At 36.1% G+C, this 21126-nt stretch carries 18 protein-coding genes; 14 read left to right on the forward strand and 4 right to left on the reverse strand.

Annotation, left to right across the window (positions count from 1 at the left end):
* Positions 1-835 precede the first annotated feature (835 nt).
* The 14 genes from MB380_RS14995 to MB380_RS15060 all read left to right on the forward strand — a co-directional run bounded on the left by MB380_RS14995 (position 836) and on the right by MB380_RS15060 (position 15866).
* Positions 836-1411 (forward strand): TerD family protein, encoded by a 576-nt coding sequence (locus MB380_RS14995; protein WP_253526194.1) that lies wholly within the window; start codon positions 836-838, stop codon positions 1409-1411.
* Between the two features lie 21 nt (positions 1412-1432).
* Positions 1433-1702 (forward strand): hypothetical protein, encoded by a 270-nt coding sequence (locus MB380_RS15000; protein WP_253526196.1) that lies wholly within the window; start codon positions 1433-1435, stop codon positions 1700-1702.
* Positions 1703-1739: 37 nt separating this feature from the next.
* Positions 1740-2384: a TerD family protein gene (locus MB380_RS15005; protein WP_253526213.1), complete on the forward strand. Its 645-nt coding sequence runs from the start codon at positions 1740-1742 to the stop codon at positions 2382-2384.
* Positions 2385-4070: 1686 nt separating this feature from the next.
* Positions 4071-4772: an HAD family hydrolase gene (locus MB380_RS15010; RefSeq protein ID WP_253526215.1), complete on the forward strand. Its 702-nt coding sequence runs from the start codon at positions 4071-4073 to the stop codon at positions 4770-4772.
* On the forward strand, positions 4773-5615 hold the full coding sequence (locus MB380_RS15015; protein ID WP_253526217.1) for a phosphoribosyltransferase family protein: 843 nt from the start codon (positions 4773-4775) through the stop codon (positions 5613-5615).
* Positions 5605-6156, forward strand: coding sequence for a TerD family protein (locus MB380_RS15020; protein WP_253526219.1), 552 nt, complete (start codon positions 5605-5607; stop codon positions 6154-6156). The genes MB380_RS15015 and MB380_RS15020 overlap by 11 nt, the downstream gene beginning before the upstream one ends.
* Before the next feature lie 7 nt (positions 6157-6163).
* Entirely contained in the window at positions 6164-6829 is a 666-nt protein-coding gene (locus MB380_RS15025; protein ID WP_253526227.1) for a TerD family protein, read from the forward strand.
* A gap of 514 nt (positions 6830-7343) precedes the next feature.
* Positions 7344-7982 carry a VWA domain-containing protein gene (locus tag MB380_RS15030; protein WP_253526228.1) on the forward strand — a complete coding sequence of 213 codons (639 nt, stop codon included), beginning with the start codon at positions 7344-7346 and terminating at the stop codon, positions 7980-7982.
* Positions 7983-8108: 126 nt separating this feature from the next.
* Positions 8109-8744, forward strand: a complete 636-nt coding sequence (locus tag MB380_RS15035) for a VWA domain-containing protein (protein ID WP_253526233.1) — start codon at positions 8109-8111, stop codon at positions 8742-8744.
* Between the two features lie 324 nt (positions 8745-9068).
* The gene (locus MB380_RS15040; protein WP_253526235.1) at positions 9069-10121 is read left to right on the forward strand and encodes a TerY-C metal binding domain-containing protein; all 1053 of its coding nucleotides are present in this window, start codon (positions 9069-9071) and stop codon (positions 10119-10121) included.
* A gap of 12 nt (positions 10122-10133) precedes the next feature.
* Complete coding sequence (locus MB380_RS15045) at positions 10134-11543, forward strand: PP2C family serine/threonine-protein phosphatase (protein ID WP_253526237.1); 1410 nt, start codon at positions 10134-10136, stop codon at positions 11541-11543.
* A gap of 132 nt (positions 11544-11675) precedes the next feature.
* Positions 11676-13064: a helix-hairpin-helix domain-containing protein gene (locus tag MB380_RS15050; protein WP_253526246.1), complete on the forward strand. Its 1389-nt coding sequence runs from the start codon at positions 11676-11678 to the stop codon at positions 13062-13064.
* Between the two features lie 301 nt (positions 13065-13365).
* Positions 13366-14148 carry a TerC family protein gene (locus MB380_RS15055; protein ID WP_253526255.1) on the forward strand — a complete coding sequence of 261 codons (783 nt, stop codon included), beginning with the start codon at positions 13366-13368 and terminating at the stop codon, positions 14146-14148.
* A gap of 677 nt (positions 14149-14825) precedes the next feature.
* Positions 14826-15866 (forward strand): serine hydrolase, encoded by a 1041-nt coding sequence (locus MB380_RS15060; protein ID WP_253526263.1) that lies wholly within the window; start codon positions 14826-14828, stop codon positions 15864-15866.
* A 254-nt stretch (positions 15867-16120) separates the two neighbouring features.
* On the opposite strand, the gene soxC is transcribed toward MB380_RS15060, so the two are convergent.
* From soxC to MB380_RS15080, 4 genes are all read right to left on the reverse strand, one after another.
* Complete coding sequence (gene soxC, locus MB380_RS15065; RefSeq protein WP_409014583.1) at positions 16121-17365, reverse strand: sulfite dehydrogenase; 1245 nt, start codon at positions 17363-17365, stop codon at positions 16121-16123.
* 2 nt (positions 17366-17367) lie between these two features.
* Positions 17368-17859: a c-type cytochrome gene (locus tag MB380_RS15070; protein WP_253535585.1), complete on the reverse strand. Its 492-nt coding sequence runs from the start codon at positions 17857-17859 to the stop codon at positions 17368-17370.
* A gap of 174 nt (positions 17860-18033) precedes the next feature.
* Positions 18034-19683 (reverse strand): hypothetical protein, encoded by a 1650-nt coding sequence (locus tag MB380_RS15075; RefSeq protein ID WP_253526275.1) that lies wholly within the window; start codon positions 19681-19683, stop codon positions 18034-18036.
* A 27-nt stretch (positions 19684-19710) separates the two neighbouring features.
* The gene (locus MB380_RS15080; protein WP_253526277.1) at positions 19711-21054 is read right to left on the reverse strand and encodes a DoxX family protein; all 1344 of its coding nucleotides are present in this window, start codon (positions 21052-21054) and stop codon (positions 19711-19713) included.
* Between the last annotated feature and the right edge of the window lie 72 nt (positions 21055-21126).

The raw sequence follows: 21126 nt of genomic DNA on the forward strand, positions 1-21126 counted from the left end.
ATTGTTGGACAAAAATACTTCTGAAAATAAGTAATTTGCTAAATATCAATTCCTGAAACATTTCGCATCAAAGTTACTCTTTGGGTTTGCAAACTTTTTATTTCTGTTATCAATCATAATGAAAAAAAATCTACTAGCTTTTAGGTTTCTGCTTATTTGTATATTTCAAGAAGTTAAATCTCAGTCCATCAGTATGGGTTATTTATCTCCGGCACAATGTGCAGGCAACCGGATATAAGTACTTTTTTCAACCAGTGGTATTCGTCTATTCCTGAAAATAGTTGACTAAATCAAGGTAGAGTTACGGCAAACGTATATTTCTATGAAAGACCTATAAAACCACTAAATTAAAGAGTTCGTAACCAGCTTAAAAAAGGTAGAGCTAAAACACATAGCATAGAAGAAATTAGTAGCTATTGCAGATGAAACAGAAAGGATACCTATACTAAAAAAGGCAAAGCCAAACAATTGGCTAGCTGATACAAACCTATCCAATAAAAACAGGTATGCCTCATGAGTTACTTCGCCATAAACTTTACATTGACATGGTAATTTACGGTGCATAGAATAAAACCAGGCAGAGCATTTTTGCCTGGGATTTTAAGCAGTAAAGGTCTCTTCATAGAAGAGTAAAAGAGATTTAAACTCGCAACCAATTGTCCATTTCTAACTAATTGTATCGATTATTTAGACCTTGAAAATTGAATGGATTCCGTTGTTTCAGCACTGTAAATAATTAACAAAAAATTGTTTAATCAAAAACTTGAAAAATATTTATTAATTCATATTTTGCGATTCTTTTAAATCAATCATATAAGTTCTATTAATATTTCGAATGGCAATCACATTAACAAAAGGACAAAAAGTAGATATTGGTTTATCTAAAATTAGTGTTGGGCTTGGCTGGACACCCAACGAAGGTACTGGATTTAAGTTCGATTTAGATGTCTCTGCAATCTCGATTGATAAAAACAGACTCCTTCCTGAAGAAGAGTTTTTCGTGTTTTATGGTAATAATGATTCTCCGGATGGAGCAATTCATCATACAGGTGATGACCCTACCGGTGGAAATAGTGAAGAAGGAGACGATGAAACAATTGAAATTGATTTAAATAAGATTGACAATAGAATATTGGAAATACTATTTATTGTGACTATTGACGAAGCTTTTGCAAGAAAGCAAAATTTCGGACAAGTACGAAATTCCTATATTCGTATCGTTGATGACTCTACAGGTACTGAAATAGCCAAATACGAACTTGGAGAAGATTTTTCGATTGAAACCGGTATAGAATTTGGCAGACTTTATAAGCGTGAAGGTAAATGGAAGTTTGAGGCATCTGGTATTGGCTATAAAGAAGATTTGGCGTTTTTTCTTGCTAAGTACTTTAAAGGGCAAATTATTAAATAAAAAAACCTACTATAAATAAAAATGAACAATTCATTATTGCAATTTGCAATTTCTTTATACGCTGCTGACTTACCTCACGAAAGTATTATCAACTCATTGATTTCCAAAGGAGCAAGCCCTTCCGAAGCACAGCATATTTTAGACATCGCCACTATTACGTATTGTACTCAAAATGGACAAGTTTCGCAGCAGTCTGAGCCTGCCGAAGAAGAAGTTGGCTTTGGCGCAATAATAAAAGTCATATTTTCTATTATTGGTTTAGTCCTGGCGGTTGTTAAGTGTATGAATTAAAAAACTATTCAAAAGAGTACAAAAATCTTCAAAAAGTATGGCAATAAATCTTCAAAAAGGGCAAACTATCGACTTAAGAAAAAATGATAAAGGCGAAGTATATGATTTGACCAGAGTAATTATTGGTTTAGGTTGGGATATTCGTAAAAAGAACTTAAATTCGTCTAATTCGGATTACGACCTGGATGTTGTTGCTTTTGTTCTAGATTCAAATAAGAAAATTGCAAATCTGGGTAGAATGGTTGAATTTAATGGTAATAAATTTAACTTTATAGGCAGCGACATTATATTTTATAACAATCAAAAACACCCATCCGGACATATTAAATCAACAGGTGATAACCGGACAGGAGATGGTGATGGCGATGACGAACAAATCATTGTATCTTTAGATTCATTAAGTTCTGAGTATCAAAGTATCGTTATTTTAGTTACTATCTACCAGGGAAGATTAAATAATCAGCATTTTGGAATGGTTAATAATGCCTTCATAAGAGCGATAGATGCGAGGGGTAAAGAAATAGCTCGTTATAATCTTTCAAATGATGCTACTTATAATGGGATGTGTTCGATGACTTTTGCGGAGATTTATCGTAAAGATGGCACATGGAAATTTAGAGCAATTGGTGATCCTAGTCCCAATGATAATTTTACCGAATTGATAGGTAAATATCTAAATTAAAGCTTAGTTTAGTTTGAGAGTAGAAATAAATGTTTCTACGAGGTAAATTACTTATTGGTAATTGCGTATCAAATGCAAAATACCGCGGTTAAAAGTTTTAATTTATTAAGAATAAAGTCTACATACCGTTTGTAAACTTGGTGAGGTGTTTAATAAGTTTGATTTTACCTGAGCCGCTGTGCAAAATATTTATTATTTGAAAGACATAAGAATCAATATTGAGAGTTGTCAATCATTAGAAATAAAGCCTCTTTAAATTTTAATTCTCTGTTGTTAGATATAACCTATAGTAATAAAATTGATAAAGAAAATCTGTTCAGATGTAACCAAATCGATTATAAACCACAATATAAAACTTTTAAGAATGTAATAAAAAGTAATAAATAGAATAGAAATTCTCTTCTATCAACTTTGTGACTAATTGATGATTAGAAGAAACTGCCCAAAATCGTTTAATGGAAAAAAGACCAGCTTGTTGACTAAAATTACTACTTAACCGTAATACAGTTCTTAAAACATCTGGAAAACAGAAACTTAAGCAACATTAAAATTTCTATTATCAAATTGCTTTGCCGGTTATAAATAATTTAACTGAGCAAATCTTCCCAATTTTAAATTTTATAGTAAAGTAAATTAAAATTTGCAACGATAGAATATTTGACATTAACTAGGTTTAGCGTTAAAATATGAAAGTAATTGCCCACAATTGAACGCTAAACCAGTGTTTGTGATGACAGGTTTTAATGAAGACCAAAGCGATTCTTTCTTTGTTGCAATTCAATCAATGTTAAAAAAATTAAATTTTCAAGCAATTAGTATTGGTTAAACTCAGCGTAGCTAAACAGTAAAAAAAGAAATAGTTGAAGCTATTACAGGTTCTTCTTTAGAGGTTTCGGTTTTGGCAAGTGAGTGGCAGATTTTCATTATAAAGTTGGCTGTGGTATCAATGCCAATAAAGCAGTGGTATGACTTACCAAAAAAAACTGCCGTACACATTGATTTTGCGGTAAACAATACTTTAGATAATAAACATTTCACCAATCTATTTGAAATTTTGGCGAGCATATTGAAATCGATGGTCAAGAGTTAAGGATTTTCAAACAGTTAAAAAGAAATCCTTAGTACAAAATAGTTCATGAAAGATTTACTCGGCTTTTCATTATTTCAAAATAAATCGTGGTTTTAAACCTGGTAGAAGGTCAAATTATCGACTTATGAAAAAATGACATAGTAAAAAACATTCGTCTCAACTTTTATCATTAATGGTTTAGGCAGGGATGTAAAACCAAAAACCGATGATAAACTAATTGTACAAACTAGAGATAATTTGAATGGCAAATGAGATTGAATGACGAGCAAATAACTGTAAAACTGAATTCTGCTCCTGTTAGGTAAATTACATTCATGTTTATTTTCTGTATCTATCAAGGGTATCTAAAAAGCTGGCATTAGGGTAGTTTAGATAATGATTCTATTTAATCATCTGATACAAATAGTAAGAAAATTGTGCTTTACAGTATTTCAAATAGTTTTTAATGTAACGGAATGCGTTCAATGATTTTTAAAGAAACCTATCGTCAAAATAATAATTGGAAGCACTCTGCCATTGGTGAACCGCGTTCAGCAGACCATTTTGTAGGGATTTTAAAAGGACATATATATTTCTAGAAAGTAAATTTTTCTTTAATGCAACTTTATAAACATTACTCATTTGACCTGTGGCTAACACTTATCAAATCTAATCCTGATTTTAAGAAAGAAAGAGCCTTATTTTTTTACAGAAACTTTAATTTCAGCCCCAAAAAAAGTATTGAAGAAATAGAGAAAATATTTAGGCACGTAGATATTATATGCAACGCTATTAATGAAAAAACAGGTAAAAACATTGATGCTGATGAGATGTATTTAATGGTTATTTATCTGATAAATGATGGTTCAGCTGCTTTTTTAGACATTAATTTAGAAAAGTTATATCAGGAAATGGAGACTCTGGTTTTTAATTATCTGCCAATTCTATATAGCAACGAAACACCAGAAATACTAAAAAGAATAAAGGAATCAAATATAAGTACCATTGGAATTTTAAGCAACACAGCATTTATAAAAGGCCAAACGTTACGCAGAGTATTAGAAAAGCTTCAAATTGCTCAGTATTTTGATTTTCAACTTTATTCAGATGAAGTTGGTTTATCAAAACCTAATCGTTCTTTTTTTGATGTAATGATACAAACTGCTTTTGATAGTCACAACGAGTCACCAATAAAATTAAACGACATTATTCATATTGGCGATAACCCTAAGGCAGATATTGAAGGTGGTCTGTTAGCAGGGGTTAATGTTTTTCAAATAAATTCAAATGACAAAACTATTTTAAATTTGCTGAATTAAATGATTCATTCATTCTCTCTACACAAAATCTCCGATATTGACAGCTTTAGTTTTAATCCTGACGACTACAGCCGTTTCAAGTTTGGTGATAATCTTGCCGCTAAATTATTTGGCAAAAATTTAGCAATTGAATTCATCAATCAAGTGCTCATTTGTAAATATAATAAGGAACAGCTTGTTGTGATTTCGAGCCCCTACTCTTTTATACCTACTGCCACTTTTGCCATGAAAAACCAGTTCGTATTTACACTCAATCGTTGGTTATCAGAAAACGGTTTTCAGGTAGTGCAGGAAACCAAAGTCAGTCGCACAATAACATACAAGGAGGATTATGGCGAACTGAACGCAGAAGAAAGAATAAATTTAATTAAAAATGATTCTTTTCATATTGACAAAGAATTTATCAAAGGGAAAACACTTTTGTTCCTGGATGATATCCGAATTACTGGCAGCCATGAAATGATGATAACCCGAATGTTGACAGAATATAATCTAACCAATGAAACGTATCTGGTTTATTTTGCTGAGTTGGTAAATAAGAACATTCATCCAAACATTGAAAACTTTCTAAATTACCATTTTGTCAAATCAATCTTTCATTTGAATAGTATCATTAACAGTGAAGGCTTCAATTTTAATACACGGCTGGTAAAATACATACTTAACACCGAACCATCTGTTTTCAATTTATTTATACAAGAGCAAACTACAGAGTTTATTAATCTTTTGTACGATTTGGCACTGGGTAACGGCTACCATATAATTGAATCATACAAACCAAATTTGAATAATATTAAAAAGTTTTTACTTAATAATCATAAACTTTCATACAATGGCAATTAATCTTCAAAAAGGGCAAAGAGAAAACATTAACGCCCCAAAATTTACCATCGGTCTAGGATGGGATACCAACAACTCCTCAACAGGTTCAAATTTTGACTTAGATGCTTCTGTTTTTGTGTTAGGTGATAACAAAAAATTACTTTCTGATAATCATTTTGTTTTTTATAACAATTTAAAAACACCTTGTGGCGGTGTAGAACACACTGGCGATAATACTGATGGAGATGGAGACGGAGATGATGAACAAATTAAAGTTGATTTGTCAAAAATTGATCCCAATGCAAATGAAATTTGCCTCGTTGTAACTATACATGAAGCAGAGAGCAAAAGACAGAATTTTGGACAAATCCGTAACTCTTTTGTTAGAATTTTCAACTCCGATAATGTTGAAATTTTAAAATATGAGTTAGAAGAAGACTTTTCTGTAGAAACTGCTGTAGAATTTGGACGCATCTATAAACGCAACAACGATTGGAAGTTTGAAGCAGTAGGCACTGGTATGAAAGGAGGACTAGAAGACTTTTTAAATAAATATAACTAATAAAACAATGGCAATTAATTTAACCAAAGGTCAAAGAATTGACCTTAGAAAAGAAAATGGCTCAACACTTACTAATTTTTGTGTCGGCGTAAACTGGGGTGCAATTGAGACAATAAAGAAGGGCTTTTTTGGAGATAAAAAAACGATAGAAAAAGTAGATTTAGATTTGAGTTGTATATTGTTTGACAATCAGAATAACCTTTGCGACCACCTTTATTCACCATTATATCGTGTTGAAGTTTTGCAAAAATTTGGATTACCAAAAGGAAAATTACAAACCGTAGATAATGCGTTACGACATACCGGAGATGATTTGGCAGGAGATACCGGTGGGGATGATGGCTTGGATAACGAAATCATAACCGTTGATTTATCTAAAATTGCCGCAAATGTGAGCCAAATATTTTTCTTCTTAAATAATGCAGGTAAAGAGGACTTTTCGCAAATACCATACTCAAAAATTCGTATGTATGAAGGAACTCCAACATTTGTAAAAGAAGTTTTTGCTTCTTATAACGTAAGTGCTGAAAATCAATATTCGGGCAAAAAATCAATTATAATGGGGAAACTCTATAAGAAAGGTAGTGAATGGAAATTTAATGCTATTGGAGACCCTACCGAAGATATATTTTTAGGACAGACTATTCATCGCATTATAAAGAGTTATTTATAACAAATAGCATATCCTATGTGATGCTATTTGTTAAAGAAAAATTAAAGCCCTGTTTAGTATGTCAAGCCAAATAAATAATATCGAAGGTTTATCGGTTGGTCAAATTAAATCCTATTTCAACCATGGTAGAAAATTTGTGCTTTATCCATTTACAGTTTCCTTCTTTATAATGACACCTTGACGTAGTTCCGACATATATTTTATCTGGGCAGGTAAAAATCCGGCTAAATATTGATCAGGATTCATGAACATGAATTTGTTACCTGGCTGGCAGGATATGCTATGGGTACCCGCTTACACCATTGGTGCTTTAATAGAACACATAGGCGGCATAAGAGATATTACCTCAGAAGTGATGTCTTAACTTAATGCAAAATGATCTAAACGATGCAACGAACACGTAAAATAATGCTTTAGAAAATGATACGTCGTTGCAAACTGGAAGCTCAGTTTACAATAACTTAAATTTAAACAAAGGAAACTCTTCGAGTTGCCCTTACAATATCCAATAACAATGAGAAGACTACCCGTTTATTTATTATTAGACACTTCAGGGTCAATGAGTGGCGAGCCAATTGAAGCAGTAAAAAATGGTGTCCAGATAATGATAAGTTCATTGCGTCAAAATCCACAAGCAATAGAAACAGCCTTTCTTAGTATTATTACTTTTGATAGTTCTGCTAGGCAAATCATTCCACTCACTGATCTAGCATCTTTTCAAATGGTAGATATCAAAGCCTCCGGAACCACTGCTCTAGGTGAAGGACTAAAATTAGTGGCTGCTTGTATTGATAAGGAAGTTGCCAAAACCACAACCGAAAGTAAAGGTGATTGGAAGCCTCTAGTGTTTATTATGACAGATGGTGTACCTACTGATGATTGGAAAAGTGGACTAAATGAGTTCAGCAAAAGAAAAACCGCATACACTGTTGCTTGTGCCGCTGGTAGCGGGGTAGACACTTCGGTTTTAAGACAAATTACTGAAAATGTTGTAAGTTTAGATACTGCTGACGGGCAAAGTATTGCTAAATTTTTCCAATGGGTAACAGCATCAATTGGTGTTTCTTCTACAAAAGTGGAGGATTCAGGTAAAGAAGTTACCGGCTTAAATGAATTGCCCCCTCCGCCGCCAGAGCTGAACATTGTTGTTTAAATTTTATTTTACGAAAACAATTGTGCTGGAATAATATCACAAATTTATAATCACGAAATTTCCGGCACAATTTAGTTTTTCAGACATTTTTTAGATTGTGAAGAACGAAATTAATTTTTATTAACAATGCGACGACTCCCCGTTTATTTTTTGTTAGATACCTCAGGGTCAATGTATGGTGAGCCAATCCAGGCATTAAACAATGCACTTATCGGAATGTTAAATGCCTTAAGGTCAGATGCACAGGCATTAGATTCGCTTTGGCTATCAATGATAACATTTGATAGAGAAGTAAAAGAACTTATGCCGCTTACTGAGTTGGCTTTATTCCAGTTGCCAGAAATAACTTGCCCTCAAAGTGGGCCAACCCATACTGGGAAAGCACTTGAGATGCTCTATGAAAAAACGAAAAAAGAAGTAATTAAAGGCACTGAAACTCAAAAAGGAGATTGGAAACCTCTATTGTTTATCTTTACTGATGGTAAGCCTAATGACTTGATGTTGTATAGAGAAATGATTCCTAAAATAAAATCTTTAAACTTTGGAGCGATTGTCTGTTGTGCGGCTGGGTCAATGGCAGATGACAGCCTGTTGAAAGAATTAACACCCGATGTGGTTCATCTTGATAATGCAGATAGCACAACATTGAAACAGTTTTTCAAATGGGTTTCAGAAACTATTGAGCAGGGCAATAAAAGTCAAGGAACCGGCGAAAGCGTGGCCTTACCACCACCTCCGAGTGAAATAAATTTGGTGATTTGATTTATAATTTCCCTGAACATCTTTAATTCTCTATAAACCATTTAAGTAAAATAGCCTAACCCAACCTTCAGATGCTAATAAAACTATTTCTAAATGTATTAATAACAGGCTTATTTATTTTTTCAAAACTACTACCATTTAAGGACAAGTTAAGCAATAGTTATCTGGGTGTGTTTATTTTTTTTGAGAAGATTTTCAGTCCGATATTAAATGGTTTAAAATCATTCATAAGGCCATTCAAAGTGGGCAATGGTTTGTCGCTTGATATGACGCAAATAATTTTATTGATTATACTTTTGGTACTAAACAACTTTTTTTGACAACATGAGACGACTACCCATTTATTTTTTAATTGACATCTCTGAATCAATGGTAGGTGAGCAAATTCAGCAGGTAGAAGAGGGTATAGCTACTATTATTCAGACACTTAAGGCAGACCCCTATTCAATTGAAACGGTTTGGGTTTCGATAATAGTCTTTGCCGGGCAACCAAAAACAATTGTTCCATTACAAGAAATTGTAAATTTTTACCCTCCAAAGTTTCCAATTGGTAGCGGAACTTCATTGAGCAAAGGCTTGGGGCATTTAATGTTTGAACTCCGTACTAATATAGTAAAAACAACTTATGAACGTAAAGGAGATTGGAAACCAATAGTCTTTTTGTTTACCGATGGTGTGCCAACTGATGATACATCTGCTGCCATTGCTGAATGGAAGCAAAATTGGGCAAGAACGGCCAATATGGTTGCTATTTCGTTTGGAGATGAAAACAACACAAATCTTCTGGGAGAATTGACAGAGAATGTACTTTTATTTAAAAACACTGATGCTCAATCTTATAAACAGTTTTTCAAATGGGTAACTGACTCTATCAAGACAAGTAGCGAAAGGGTTGAACAAAATACATCTGGATTTGAGTTATCGAAACTAGACGAAGAAATAGTTACTAAAATCGATTTGTCTAAATCAAAACCATCTCGTACCTATGTAGATAATAATTTTGTGGTGCTGTCAGGCAAATGTCAGAACACAAAACGCCCTTACCTAATGAAGTATAAAAAAGTTATTAATAACTCTGGTTTTGCTGGACTAAATTATCAAACCGTAAGTTATCGATTGGTTGGTGCTTTTCAATTGGATAACACATATTATGAATTATCAGATGGAAATGATGCCAATCTAAAAATTAATACAAGCGAATTGATAGGTGCTCCTACTTGCCCTTGCTGTGGTAATCAATTTGCCTTTGCATTATGTGTGTGTGGCAAAATTCATTGTGTTGGATCTGAAGAAGTCAGCACTTGTCCTTGGTGCAATATGACTGGAACGTATGGATATGGTGGTGCAAACTTTGATGTAAACAGAACTCAAGGATAAACCAAAAGAAAGATGTCAGAAATTAAAGCATATATTAAAGCAATTTTAGAAAAACATAAACTCTCAATTTCTTCTAATAAAACCTTGCTTCTGGATGAATTTGTTAATGATGAAACTAACATTAATCTTTTTAATCAAATAAAAGAAACCCAACAATTGCTAATGGATAAATGGCTTTTAAAAAATAGAATTGACGATATTAAAAGTCAGGTTATTTCTATTCCGAACGGAACGGTAGGTAAAGCGTACTCTGCAAAAATAGAAATCGAAAAATGGCAATGGAGAGATATTGCATATTTAGAATTTGAAGGACTTGAAAACTTAAATCTACAATACAGCGACAAAACTGAATGGATTACTGGTATTCCCAGTCAAAGCGGCGAGCTAAAAATAAAAATGAAGTTCAGAATAAAAGGAGAAGCTGACGACTCTTTTCTTAACGAAAAGATTGTTTCTCTTGTTATCAACCCTGATCCAAAATCACTTTGGAAAAATATTGAAAGCGATAAGAATGCACTCTTTTGGAAAGAAGATAATATTAACGAATTAATTCCATTAGGTGATAGACATTTGGTTGTGGCATCAAAAAGAGGGCGCTCTCATGCAAATGTTGGTTCCTTCAGAGATGATGATTATGCGTTTAAGCATTTTGAGGAAAACGATTGGAGTATCGTAACCGTAGCTGATGGAGCGGGTTCTGCAAAGTATTCAAGGCAAGGCTCGAAGCTGGCGTGTCAGAAAACAATAGAGTTTTTTGAGACACAATTTTCAAAAGATTTGGTTTCAGAGATAAATGCTTTTTTTGAAAGTGAAAATACCCGAGGAGTTACAGAAGTACCCCAGGACTTAAAAAGAAAAATAATCCAAGAATTATATAAAATTACACTTTATGTTCATAACGAAATTGTAAGTTTTGCAAAGGCCACTGAAAATAATTTAAAGGACTTTCATACAACTCTTATTTTTAGCTTGTTCAGGAAGATACCAGAAGGATATATAATCCTGTCTTTTGGTGTGGGAGATTGCCCAATTGCATTACTTAACAGAGAAATCTCTGAAGTTTCATTACTTAATTGGCTTGATGTAGGAGAATACGGCGGTGGAACTCGTTTTATAACTATGCCAGAAATTTTTAGTTCTGAAAAAATGAGTTCAAGATTTAACGTAAAAATCATTAAAGATTTTTCATTTCTGATGCTAATGACAGATGGAATTTATGACCCAAAATTTGTGGTAGAAGCTAATCTCGAAAAAATTGATAAATGGAAAGAGTTTTTATTGGATTTAGATGGCAAAAACGATGAAAACTTAAAAGTTGATTTTCAAGCCGATAATAACAAGATTGCCGAGACATTAAACAGATGGTTAGATTTCTGGAGTCCTGGTAACCACGATGATAGAACTTTGGCAATAATATTTTAAAAGAAAAATATGAGTAATATTATTACAGTAAAATCAATAATTGATGCCACAAAAACATATCAGTATGTTGATGGCGAACCCAAAAGAGGTGGTGTAAAAGATGTTTACTTTAGCCCGGACAGAAAATATGTAGTGGCCATTTTTAGAGATAAACAGGATTTTAACCAACGAGAAAGACTCATACGGATTACAGACAAATATTATAAGCAGATTAAAGAAAAAGAGGCAGGTGATTATTATTTGGAAGAAATATATCGTTGGCCTACCGACGTAATTGAATTTGATGGCAAACTGGGGATTATTGTTCCGATTTATAAGCCAAAGTTCTTTTTCAAAAAAGGATATGTTTCAAGTGATTTGATAAAAGGAGAAGAGAAAAATGGAAAATGGTTTGCAGGTGCGAAGTTTAGAAATAAAAAATTTCCACTTAGCTTGGATGAGTCTGAGCTGGGAAACTGGATGAGTTATTTTCAGGTGAGCGTTAATATTGCCCGTGGTGTAAAAAAAATGCACTCAATGGGTTTATCTCATTCTGATCTATCTTATAATAATGTACTGGTAGACCCCGTATCAAAATCGGCGTGCATGATTGATTTGGATGGTTTAGTTGTGCCAGGTTTATTTCCGGCAGAAGTAATAGGTACTGCTGATTTTATTGCGCCTGAAGTACTGGCCACTAAGCATCTTAACAAATCTGACCCAAACCGGAAACTCCCTAAACGAGAAACAGATTTACACGCGCTCGCTTGTCTGATCTATATGTATTTATTACATCGCCATCCGCTAAAAGGTGGCAAAGTACATGATTTAGATACAGAAAAAGACGACTTGCTGTCAATGGGTGAGAAAGCACTATTTATTGAGCATCCCTCAGATAAGGCAAATCGGCCTAAATTAGACCAGGTATCTAAATGGGATTTGTTTTGGGCGGATGTTTCCCAATTACCTTACACTATCACCGGCCCATATTTGAAAACTCTGTTTGATAAAGCATTTATTGATGGTTTACATAATCCAATGCAAAGACCAACCGCCGATGAATGGGAACAGGCATTATTAAAAACAACCGATTTAATGCAACCATGCAGTAATACTGCCTGTGAGCAGAAATGGTACGTTTTTAATAATACTAACAAACCCAAATGCCCTTTCTGCGGAACTTACCACCAAGGTACCTTGCCTGTTCTGGATTTGTATTATCAGTTTAAGCCTGCAGTCTGGAAGCCTGAAAATCATCGCCTGATGGTTTATCATAACCAATATTTGTTTCAATGGCATGTAAATAGAAATATTATCCGTAACGAAAAACTCACTGATGCACAAAAAGTACCTCTTGGTTATTTTACTTTTCATAATGGCAAATGGGTATTGGTCAATCAAAAACTAACTTCCTTAAAAGACTTGACTGAAGATAAATTAATCCCGATCAATTCTATGGTTGAATTAACTGACGGTAAGAGACTTTTACTTTCAAATGAAGAGGGGGGGCGTGTAGTTCTTATTACTATGGCAAATAAATAATTCTATTTATTTTATGATTAGAAACACGCTACAATCTGGGTCACATTCAAATAATGCCTTAAAAAGTTATGTTGAAGATAATAAAATTTTGTTCAATGAACCGGTAATTCTCCAAAACAGCTCAAACATTATCGTTAAGCACTATTTATATTCCTGCCATTCTGAATAGTGGCTATAATTTACATTGCTTGGGTCTTCAGGCCTTGGCCATAAACTGTTAATCTGTAATACTTTTGATGTACAACTTAAAGCGGAATAATAACTATCAGAATAAATTAATAACTATAATACAAAAATAAGAATGAACGATTTTTTCCAAAACACCAGTCATTTATGGCAAGAAATTATTAATAACCCACTCCCATCATTGGCAATTATTGGAAATCTGATTATTATTGAAAGCTTACTTTCGGTCGACAATGCGGCAGTTTTGGCTACAATGGTGATGGATTTACCAGAAAAACAAAGAGACAAAGCACTAAAATATGGGATTTGGGGCGCTTACATTTTCAGAGGATTAGCAATGATTTTTGCAGCGATTTTAATTACCATTTGGTGGTTAAAACCTCTTGGTGGCGTATATTTACTTTACTTAGTGTGGGATTGGTGGAAAGGAAAACAAACCGAAACGAAAGAAGATGATATTATTGATAAAAAAGGCAATTGGCTATACCGCTCTACAGTTGGTTCTCTAGGTAACTTTTGGGCAACGGTCTGCATGGTTGAATTAATGGATATGGCTTTTTCTATTGATAACGTATTTGCAGCTGTAGCTTTCACACCGAACATTATTTTGGTTTGTACCGGTGTTTTTATCGGAATTTTGGCAATGCGATTCATAGCTCAGTGGTTTGTAAAATTGATGGAAAAATATGATTTTCTTGAAGGGGCTGCTTTTATTGTAATTGGTATCTTAGGTATTAAACTTGTTTTATCTCTATATGAGCATCTTTACCCCACAAGTGCAATCAGTAAATTTTTAGGCAGTCACGCCGCAGATATAGGCATTTCAGTTCTAACTGTTGCAATTTTCTTTGTGCCCATTCTCACCTCAACTTTATTTAATTTTCCAAAGAAAAACTAAAATGTACTGTTTAAACCTGACACCGATAAATTGTATTTCATAACGATTCGCTGCATCAAAGTATATAATAAATTTTAGTATAATTTGGCCACCCTTGGTAATTGTAAAAAGGGTAATCTTTATGGGGAATCCAGACTGCAAAAGCCTGGATTCTCTATTTAAGGAATCCGGGTCTTTGTTTTGTGCGATTTTCGGAAAAAGGATTATTGGATTTTAGGCCATCAGATTTATATTGAAAGTTTTCTTAAATGAAAACTATTTCGCATTATTTCGCTGATTTTTTCCGTTCTGAAGGCGTTGAGAGTGAAGGTTTCGATATATATAGAAACAGCGTTTAGTAAAAAAAGCAAGTTCACCAGATTAAAGCTGATTTAAAGAATGTGCGGCTATTTTATTACCACAAATACCCGCCAATTTTATAATTATATGCTCGTTGTTGGGTAATGGCTTGCAAACGCCACTGGGTGGTTTTAATATACAACTACACCATAATCTGCACTACTCACTACTCATCTGGTTTCTGATAACCCGGGCTTCACTGTTTTACATATCTAAAGTATAAAATTCACGTTTTTGAGCCTAAGCGTGCTTCCTTCTTGCTCTAATTCACATATAATTCTTATATTTAGCAGGTTTTGAAATAAACAACCACCGGAACAATAAACGATTACCATGTTATGAAAAAACTCCTGCTTTTTGTCTTTCTTCCCTGTTTCTCATTTGCGCAGATTGATAGTACTGATATCATCGTCAAAAAGATGATGGAGAAGCAAAAAATTGTTGGGCTTTCGTTGGCTGTTATAAAAAATGGTAAGGCCATTGTAAATAAAGGCTACGGGCTGGCTAATGTAGAGTTAAATGCACCGGTTACTTCTGAAACGGTAATCAGGCTGGGGTCGGTTAGTAAGCAGTTTTTTACAACCGCTGTCATGAAATTAGTGGAAGAAGGAAAACTAAGCATTGAGGATTCGGTGCATAAATTCTTTCCGGATGCGCCGGATACCTGGCGACCTATCCAAATTAAACACCTGATGTCGCACACATCGGGCCTGCAAAGAGAAGCGCCGGCCTACGACAATTTTAAAATCCAACCTGATTTAGATGTAATCAGGTCTGCCTATAACTTACCGTTGGTTTTTAAAACCGGTGAAAAATACCAATATTGTAATTTAGCATACTTTATGCTGGCTGAAATTATTAAACAGGTTAGTGGCAAGCCCTGGCAGGATTACATCCATGAAAAATTATTTGTACCTGCTGGCATGACCCATAGCTACCTGACAGATTTTTATCGGATTATCCCAAATCGCGCTGCCGGTTATATGCATAAACGCGACACCCTGATTAATGCAACAGCCATGCTTGGTATTAGGCCGAGTGGCGGATTTCTTTCTACTTCTTCTGATATGATTAAATGGGAGAAGGTATTAAGCAAAAAGGATATTATTCTTAAAAAAGCCAATTGGGAAAAGCTATGGGACCCATTCATTAAAACTACCGCCAGGGCTGAATCAAAAGAATACTATGGTTTTGGATGGTTAATAGATGAATACAAAGGGCATAAATTAATTATCCATGGTGGTTCAAATATTGGATTCAGGTCTGTGTTTGCACGCTTTGTAAATGACGGGCTTTCAATTATTATTTTAACCAATACAGACGAAGCAAATCCACGTGCAATTGCAAACGCGCTTGCAGATTATTATTTCAGAAAATAGTGATTTTATACGGTTTCATATTGAACTACAAATTTTAAGAGAAGGTACAGGCGCCAAATCAAGCTTTACCACAACCGTTTTTGGTGGCTTTCAGGTTCTGTACATCTCTGTTAACCCATAATGGTTGCGTCGGGGTCAACTTCTACCGAGGTTGGCTCATTGTTTACGATAAATTCTATCTTCATAGATACATTTTCCGGTTATTGAATAAGGAATTTGGCTTCACTAAATACAAACAAATACCATGAATATTTCTAACGGAGTGTTTCCGGTTTAAACAAAACACGTCCGTCTGGTTTAATTTGCCAGGCTGTAACCGGGTTCATGTGGTAGCCACCTTCGCTGCCTCTGGCCTCAAATAACTGCTTTAATGTGGGTTGTGTATAGCCTGTTTCATCAGTTACCCGGCTTAAAATCTCGGTTTCCTGCCCTTTCCAATGCCATAAATGCCTGAACTGCACGTGTGCTTTGTCTAAAACAGGTTCGTTGAGCTGTGCCGCCTGCCAGTTTTTACCGGCATCGGTGCTTACTTCAACTTTAATCACCTTCCCTCTGCCTGACCAGGCCAACCCCCGAATCTCTATCCAGCCTTTTTCAACTTTTTGCGGATACGACGGAAAAGTAATAATAGAGCGCGCATCTATATCGAAACTGAAAATCCTGTATTTCCCGTCTTTAATGGGCTCGGTATATTTGGAGGTTTCTTCTCTGGTATAGTATGGAGCATCTGATAATTCCAGTCTGCGGAGCCACTTGACACTGGTATTACCCTCCCAGCCGGGCAGGAAAAGCCTGACAGGAAAACCCTGCTCTGGTCTGATCGGCTCTCCATTCTGAGCATAAGCCACTATAGCATCGTCCCATCCTTTTTTTACAGGAATACTACGGGTCATTACGGCAGCATCGCCACCTTCAGCCAGAAACCACGTGGCATTGGGTTTCACCCCCACTTCTCTGAAAAGCGTTGAAAGTTTAACACCTGTCCACTCACTCTGGCTGGTTAGTCCACAAATATCCTGTGGAGTAAGATTCTCTTTTCCTCCTCTGAAATTTCCTGAACATTCTAAAAAAGCAATGCGCGAAACAGAAGGGAAACGCTTTAAGTCAGCAACGGTAAAAACCAATGGTTTTTCTACTAATCCATGAATGAGTAATTCATGTTTGGTGGGGTCAATGGCTGGCACGCCCGCATGATGACGTTCAAAATGTAGGTCTGATGGGGTAATCATTCCGTAAAAATCCTGCAGTGGCGACCTCGACGAAATATCAGAAAACTTTTTAACAGATTTCACAAAAGGCGAGCGCGTTCCGACTTCACCCGCAAGGACACCTAATTTTTTGGTGGGGTCATCAACAACATTTTCCGCAATACCCTTTTGTATGGTTTGCCCTTTGGCTGTCTGTATAATAGCCACCGCTGCCGTAGCTGCACCGCCCAGCAGTTTTCTTCTGGATATTTTCTTAGGAAACTCCTGCGTTATTTCAACAATCTTATCCATTTTCATCGGATTTCCGCCCCTCCTTTGCGGTCGTCAGGTATAAACAGTTTTCTGGCAGGCATCTCTATTTTTGAAAGGTTCTGGTCGTTAATTACAGTTTTTTCATCAATTATCTGGTTGGCATTTAATAAATAGGCTGTTAAATGATACACCTCTTCATTGCTTAGCGAGCCGGGCGCATTAAATGGCATTGCCCGGCGGATGTAATCAAAAACAGTGGTGGCATAAGGCCAGTAATTGCCAATCGTTTTTTCCTTACGGCCATTAGCAGGGGTTTTGCTGGTTACCAATGAGCCATTTGGGCCACCGACTCCCCCTGCCCCATGGCAAGCCGCACATTTGCTATCAAAAATTAGTTTACCTCTGGCTGCTATACCGGCCCCAGCCGGCAAGCCTTTTCCATCAGGGCGAATGTCAATATCCAGCCGGTCAATATCTGCTTGTGTTGCTTTTCTGCCAAAGCCAAATGTGTCCGGGGTGGTATCGCTAAACATCTGCGTATTAGTAAAAACAGCAGCGGGCTTCCCGCTTTTTACGGTTGAATCGCCGGTATGATAACCCACCTTCAGAATAATGCCCCCAATTAGTGGAAACACCAGTTTTATGATTGTTTTTTGTGTATAAATCACTTTTTCTGATTTTTAAAAAAATGCAAGTCGAACCGAATTTTAATCATACTTTCCGGCTTCAAGTGTACTACGGGAAAGCACATATTGTTTATTGAATCTGTCAAGCACTACCTTGATTGAATCTTTCTTTTCGTTAATACCAGACAAAACCACTCTGTTGCCACCGTTCAATACTGAATAATTCAATACCATCCGGTTACGTTTGGTAGGGCGACTTTCAGCCTGGATGCCTTTTGTGCGACGCGCTGAATAGGCAATTGGCTCAATTTTCTTATCTTCCGACCCTATAATTGCTTTTGCTTCATCCGGTATCCAATTATCAGCCTTTGTTTTTTCTGTTCTTTTTGTTGGCCGGGCGGCAGACCGGTTATCGCCTCCAAAGTCTGTCCTGTTACCTAAAAACTCGCGGCCTTCCTGCCTGTTACCACGGTTTTTATCCTGTAAATACAATACATGGTTTATGGTGTCTGCTTCATAGTAAAATACCCGCTGGCCACCGGCCACACCTGTCAATTCAAAAGTACGGTTAATGTCGCGCATCGGAGCACCTCCCCCATTCGACAAGTCCAGCTCTACAGGTTTGTTAGTTTTGAAAGTAAGCGTTGTCCATTTTTCAAAAGTTGCCTGTTGCCATCTGATAGAGTCTAAGGGTGAATATGGAATAACCTGATTATTGATTCTGAACTCAGTTACATTATAGTTGCCCCGTAATTCTTTTATGCCCTTCAGGGCCGGTTGTTTGTATGGGTCATATAAAAAATTGACTACTGCCAGATAAAGAAACACCGGCAGAAACAGCACAATGGTAGCTGTTTTCAAAGAAATACGGGTGATTTTCTGCCATGCCTTTGAAAATACCGGATAGTAAACCACCGGCACGGTATATTTCTCAAGAATCAGCAGGTTGTAGATTTGCGGAATATAACCAACCAGCAAAAAGGCAGAAAACAGAACGAAATATGAACTATATACATGCACCCCGCCATCATAAGCAAAATTGACATACACGATGTCTGCCAGCGCACCGAAAAGCAACACCGCCCCCCAGAATGTAGTGGCTCTGAAAAACAATAAAGCGCCTGCGGCTACCTCAACAACGCCTGTAAAAACCTCGTACCAGGGTACAATACCTATCGACAGCCAGTAAATCTTCTGAAGTGTCAAATCTCCGAAATTGGTGTTCAGTACACCCCATGACGGATACGGCAACTGAGTGGGTGTCAATTTTGTAAAACCAAATCCGATAATGCCAATACCAGCCCGATAACGCACTATTACATTGAGCCAATAATATAATCGATTATACTCGGCACGTTCAATTTTTCTGTATTTAGCAATGGCCGTCCAGACCAGACCCACTGCCACCGCAAAAATGAGCGTTATTACCCAAATGGCATAACCATTCAGAGTAGAACCAAAAATCCGGTTGCCAAAAATATTAAGACCCGAGCCAAAACGTGCAATATCATATAAATCGCGGTAGTGGAGGTGCAGCCAGTTGAAATTAAAAATTTCCTTATACCAGTCTGTGCTATTAGGCAAGCTCATGGCAATAAAAAACACGAACGCAATGCGAAATGCTATTTTCTGCCAGTTTTGCCATGGTTTATATGCGTTGTCTTTTGATTTTCTCTCAGGTAATTCTTCTCTCAAATCTCCCTGAACTATCTTTAGGTTTGAATCAGACATAATTGTGATGCTTTATGAGGTTGAGAATTATAATTTGAGCGCATTTCTGCGACCAGCTTTTTTGGCTTCAATTGTGAGATACTTTTTATTGATTTTATGTAGTACCGCATAAACAGAATCCTTGCCGGCACTTAAGCCAGTCAAAACAATTGTGGAGTCGTTCTTTTTTTGAAACGACAGCACCAATTGGTCTGAAGGATAATGTCTGTTCCGATTTTTCAGCCTTACTACTGATCGGGTCGAGTCAAAATCATAACTGTAATAGTGCCGCCCCTGAGTGCCCGCCAATTCATAAATACGGTCTTTGTCATCTGAATAGATTTCTTCAGTGTCCAGATTTTCTAACACAACCGCCTTGTTTGATTGAATACTAACGGTATTCCACTTTTCAAAAACCACGCTCTGCCAGCGGGTAGAGTCAGTTCTGGAGTATGGTATTAGCTGGCCATTCCATCTGAACTCACTTACGTTATAAAGGCCGCTTGTTTGTTCAATTCCTTTCTTTTCGGGAAAATGGTATCCGCCTTTTTTATACCCTGCATAGGTTTTGGCACCATACAACACCACAAAAAACAATATAAAGACCGATTTTAAACTCAGCCGGTATGGTTTCCATTTGTTATCAAAAACAGGCTGATAGTGGTTTGGCTGAACAGGCTTTTGAAGCGACAACAGATTAAACAGACGTACCGCATCAAAAGCGAACAGATAGAGCGCAAGGCTAACCAGATAAAAAGCATATACATATTCGCCGCCTTCATAAGCAATATTTGAAATGGCAATATTGCCCGTAAAAGGCAGAATAATAAAGGTGGCAATTATAGCAGTTTTACGATTGAGCAAAAGCAAGCCGCTGATAATTTCTACAAGCCCTAAAAACGACTGATAGTCTGGTACAACCCCTAAACCAAGAGAGAATAGTTTCCAGGCGGTAAAGTCGCCGTAATTGGTATTGAGATTACTGATAGAAGGAAAGGGAGCCTGAATAGGGAAAAACTTAAGGAAACCATAGGTTATTACACCCGCTGCCAGCCGGTAGCGCACCAATACTCTTAACCAATAATAGAGTTTGTCATAATTGATTGGTTTAGCATAGGCCTTGCCCCATAGCAATGTACCTGCAGAAGCCACTAGCGCAATAATTATCCAGTTAAGGAAGCTGTCTTGACCGGTAAAAGAAGGAGAATACCTGGAAAGGTAGAAGATATCGCGGTATTGCACATGCAACCAGTTGATTGAAAAAAGGTGTCTGAAAAACCGGATGTCTAGAGGCAATACCTGCAAAAAGAAATAAATGGCAAAAAACCTGAAAATGGTTTTTTCCTTGTTACTCCAATTCGTTTGCGAGTTTAGTTCAAGAATGTTAGACATAGAATATTTTGTTTTGGTAAGTGTCTTAAAAACCAAAGGTGTAATCCGGCCGGTAGCCAATACAGGTTTACA

This window comes from Emticicia sp. 21SJ11W-3, from assembly GCF_024138715.1.
Classification (GTDB): domain Bacteria; phylum Bacteroidota; class Bacteroidia; order Cytophagales; family Spirosomataceae; genus Emticicia; species Emticicia fluvialis.

What these genes read in the sequence shown, in the direction of transcription:
- MB380_RS15010 (WP_253526215.1), top strand. Translation starts at nt 4,071, where the DNA reads ATGCAACTTTATAAACATTACTCATTTGACCTGTGGCTAACACTTATC.
- MB380_RS15025 (WP_253526227.1), top strand. Translation starts at nt 6,164, where the DNA reads ATGGCAATTAATTTAACCAAAGGTCAAAGAATTGACCTTAGAAAAGAA.
- MB380_RS15075 (WP_253526275.1), bottom strand. Translation starts at nt 19,683, where the DNA reads ATGTCTGATTCAAACCTAAAGATAGTTCAGGGAGATTTGAGAGAAGAA.
- MB380_RS15005 (WP_253526213.1), top strand. Translation starts at nt 1,740, where the DNA reads ATGGCAATAAATCTTCAAAAAGGGCAAACTATCGACTTAAGAAAAAAT.
- MB380_RS15030 (WP_253526228.1), top strand. Translation starts at nt 7,344, where the DNA reads ATGAGAAGACTACCCGTTTATTTATTATTAGACACTTCAGGGTCAATG.
- MB380_RS15045 (WP_253526237.1), top strand. Translation starts at nt 10,134, where the DNA reads ATGTCAGAAATTAAAGCATATATTAAAGCAATTTTAGAAAAACATAAA.
- MB380_RS15015 (WP_253526217.1), top strand. Translation starts at nt 4,773, where the DNA reads ATGATTCATTCATTCTCTCTACACAAAATCTCCGATATTGACAGCTTT.
- MB380_RS15020 (WP_253526219.1), top strand. Translation starts at nt 5,605, where the DNA reads ATGGCAATTAATCTTCAAAAAGGGCAAAGAGAAAACATTAACGCCCCA.
- MB380_RS15070 (WP_253535585.1), bottom strand. Translation starts at nt 17,859, where the DNA reads ATGTTTAGCGATACCACCCCGGACACATTTGGCTTTGGCAGAAAAGCA.
- MB380_RS15055 (WP_253526255.1), top strand. Translation starts at nt 13,366, where the DNA reads ATGAACGATTTTTTCCAAAACACCAGTCATTTATGGCAAGAAATTATT.
- MB380_RS15040 (WP_253526235.1), top strand. Translation starts at nt 9,069, where the DNA reads ATGAGACGACTACCCATTTATTTTTTAATTGACATCTCTGAATCAATG.
- soxC (WP_409014583.1), bottom strand. Translation starts at nt 17,365, where the DNA reads ATGGATAAGATTGTTGAAATAACGCAGGAGTTTCCTAAGAAAATATCC.
- MB380_RS15060 (WP_253526263.1), top strand. Translation starts at nt 14,826, where the DNA reads ATGAAAAAACTCCTGCTTTTTGTCTTTCTTCCCTGTTTCTCATTTGCG.
- MB380_RS15080 (WP_253526277.1), bottom strand. Translation starts at nt 21,054, where the DNA reads ATGTCTAACATTCTTGAACTAAACTCGCAAACGAATTGGAGTAACAAG.
- MB380_RS15035 (WP_253526233.1), top strand. Translation starts at nt 8,109, where the DNA reads ATGCGACGACTCCCCGTTTATTTTTTGTTAGATACCTCAGGGTCAATG.
- MB380_RS14995 (WP_253526194.1), top strand. Translation starts at nt 836, where the DNA reads ATGGCAATCACATTAACAAAAGGACAAAAAGTAGATATTGGTTTATCT.
- MB380_RS15000 (WP_253526196.1), top strand. Translation starts at nt 1,433, where the DNA reads ATGAACAATTCATTATTGCAATTTGCAATTTCTTTATACGCTGCTGAC.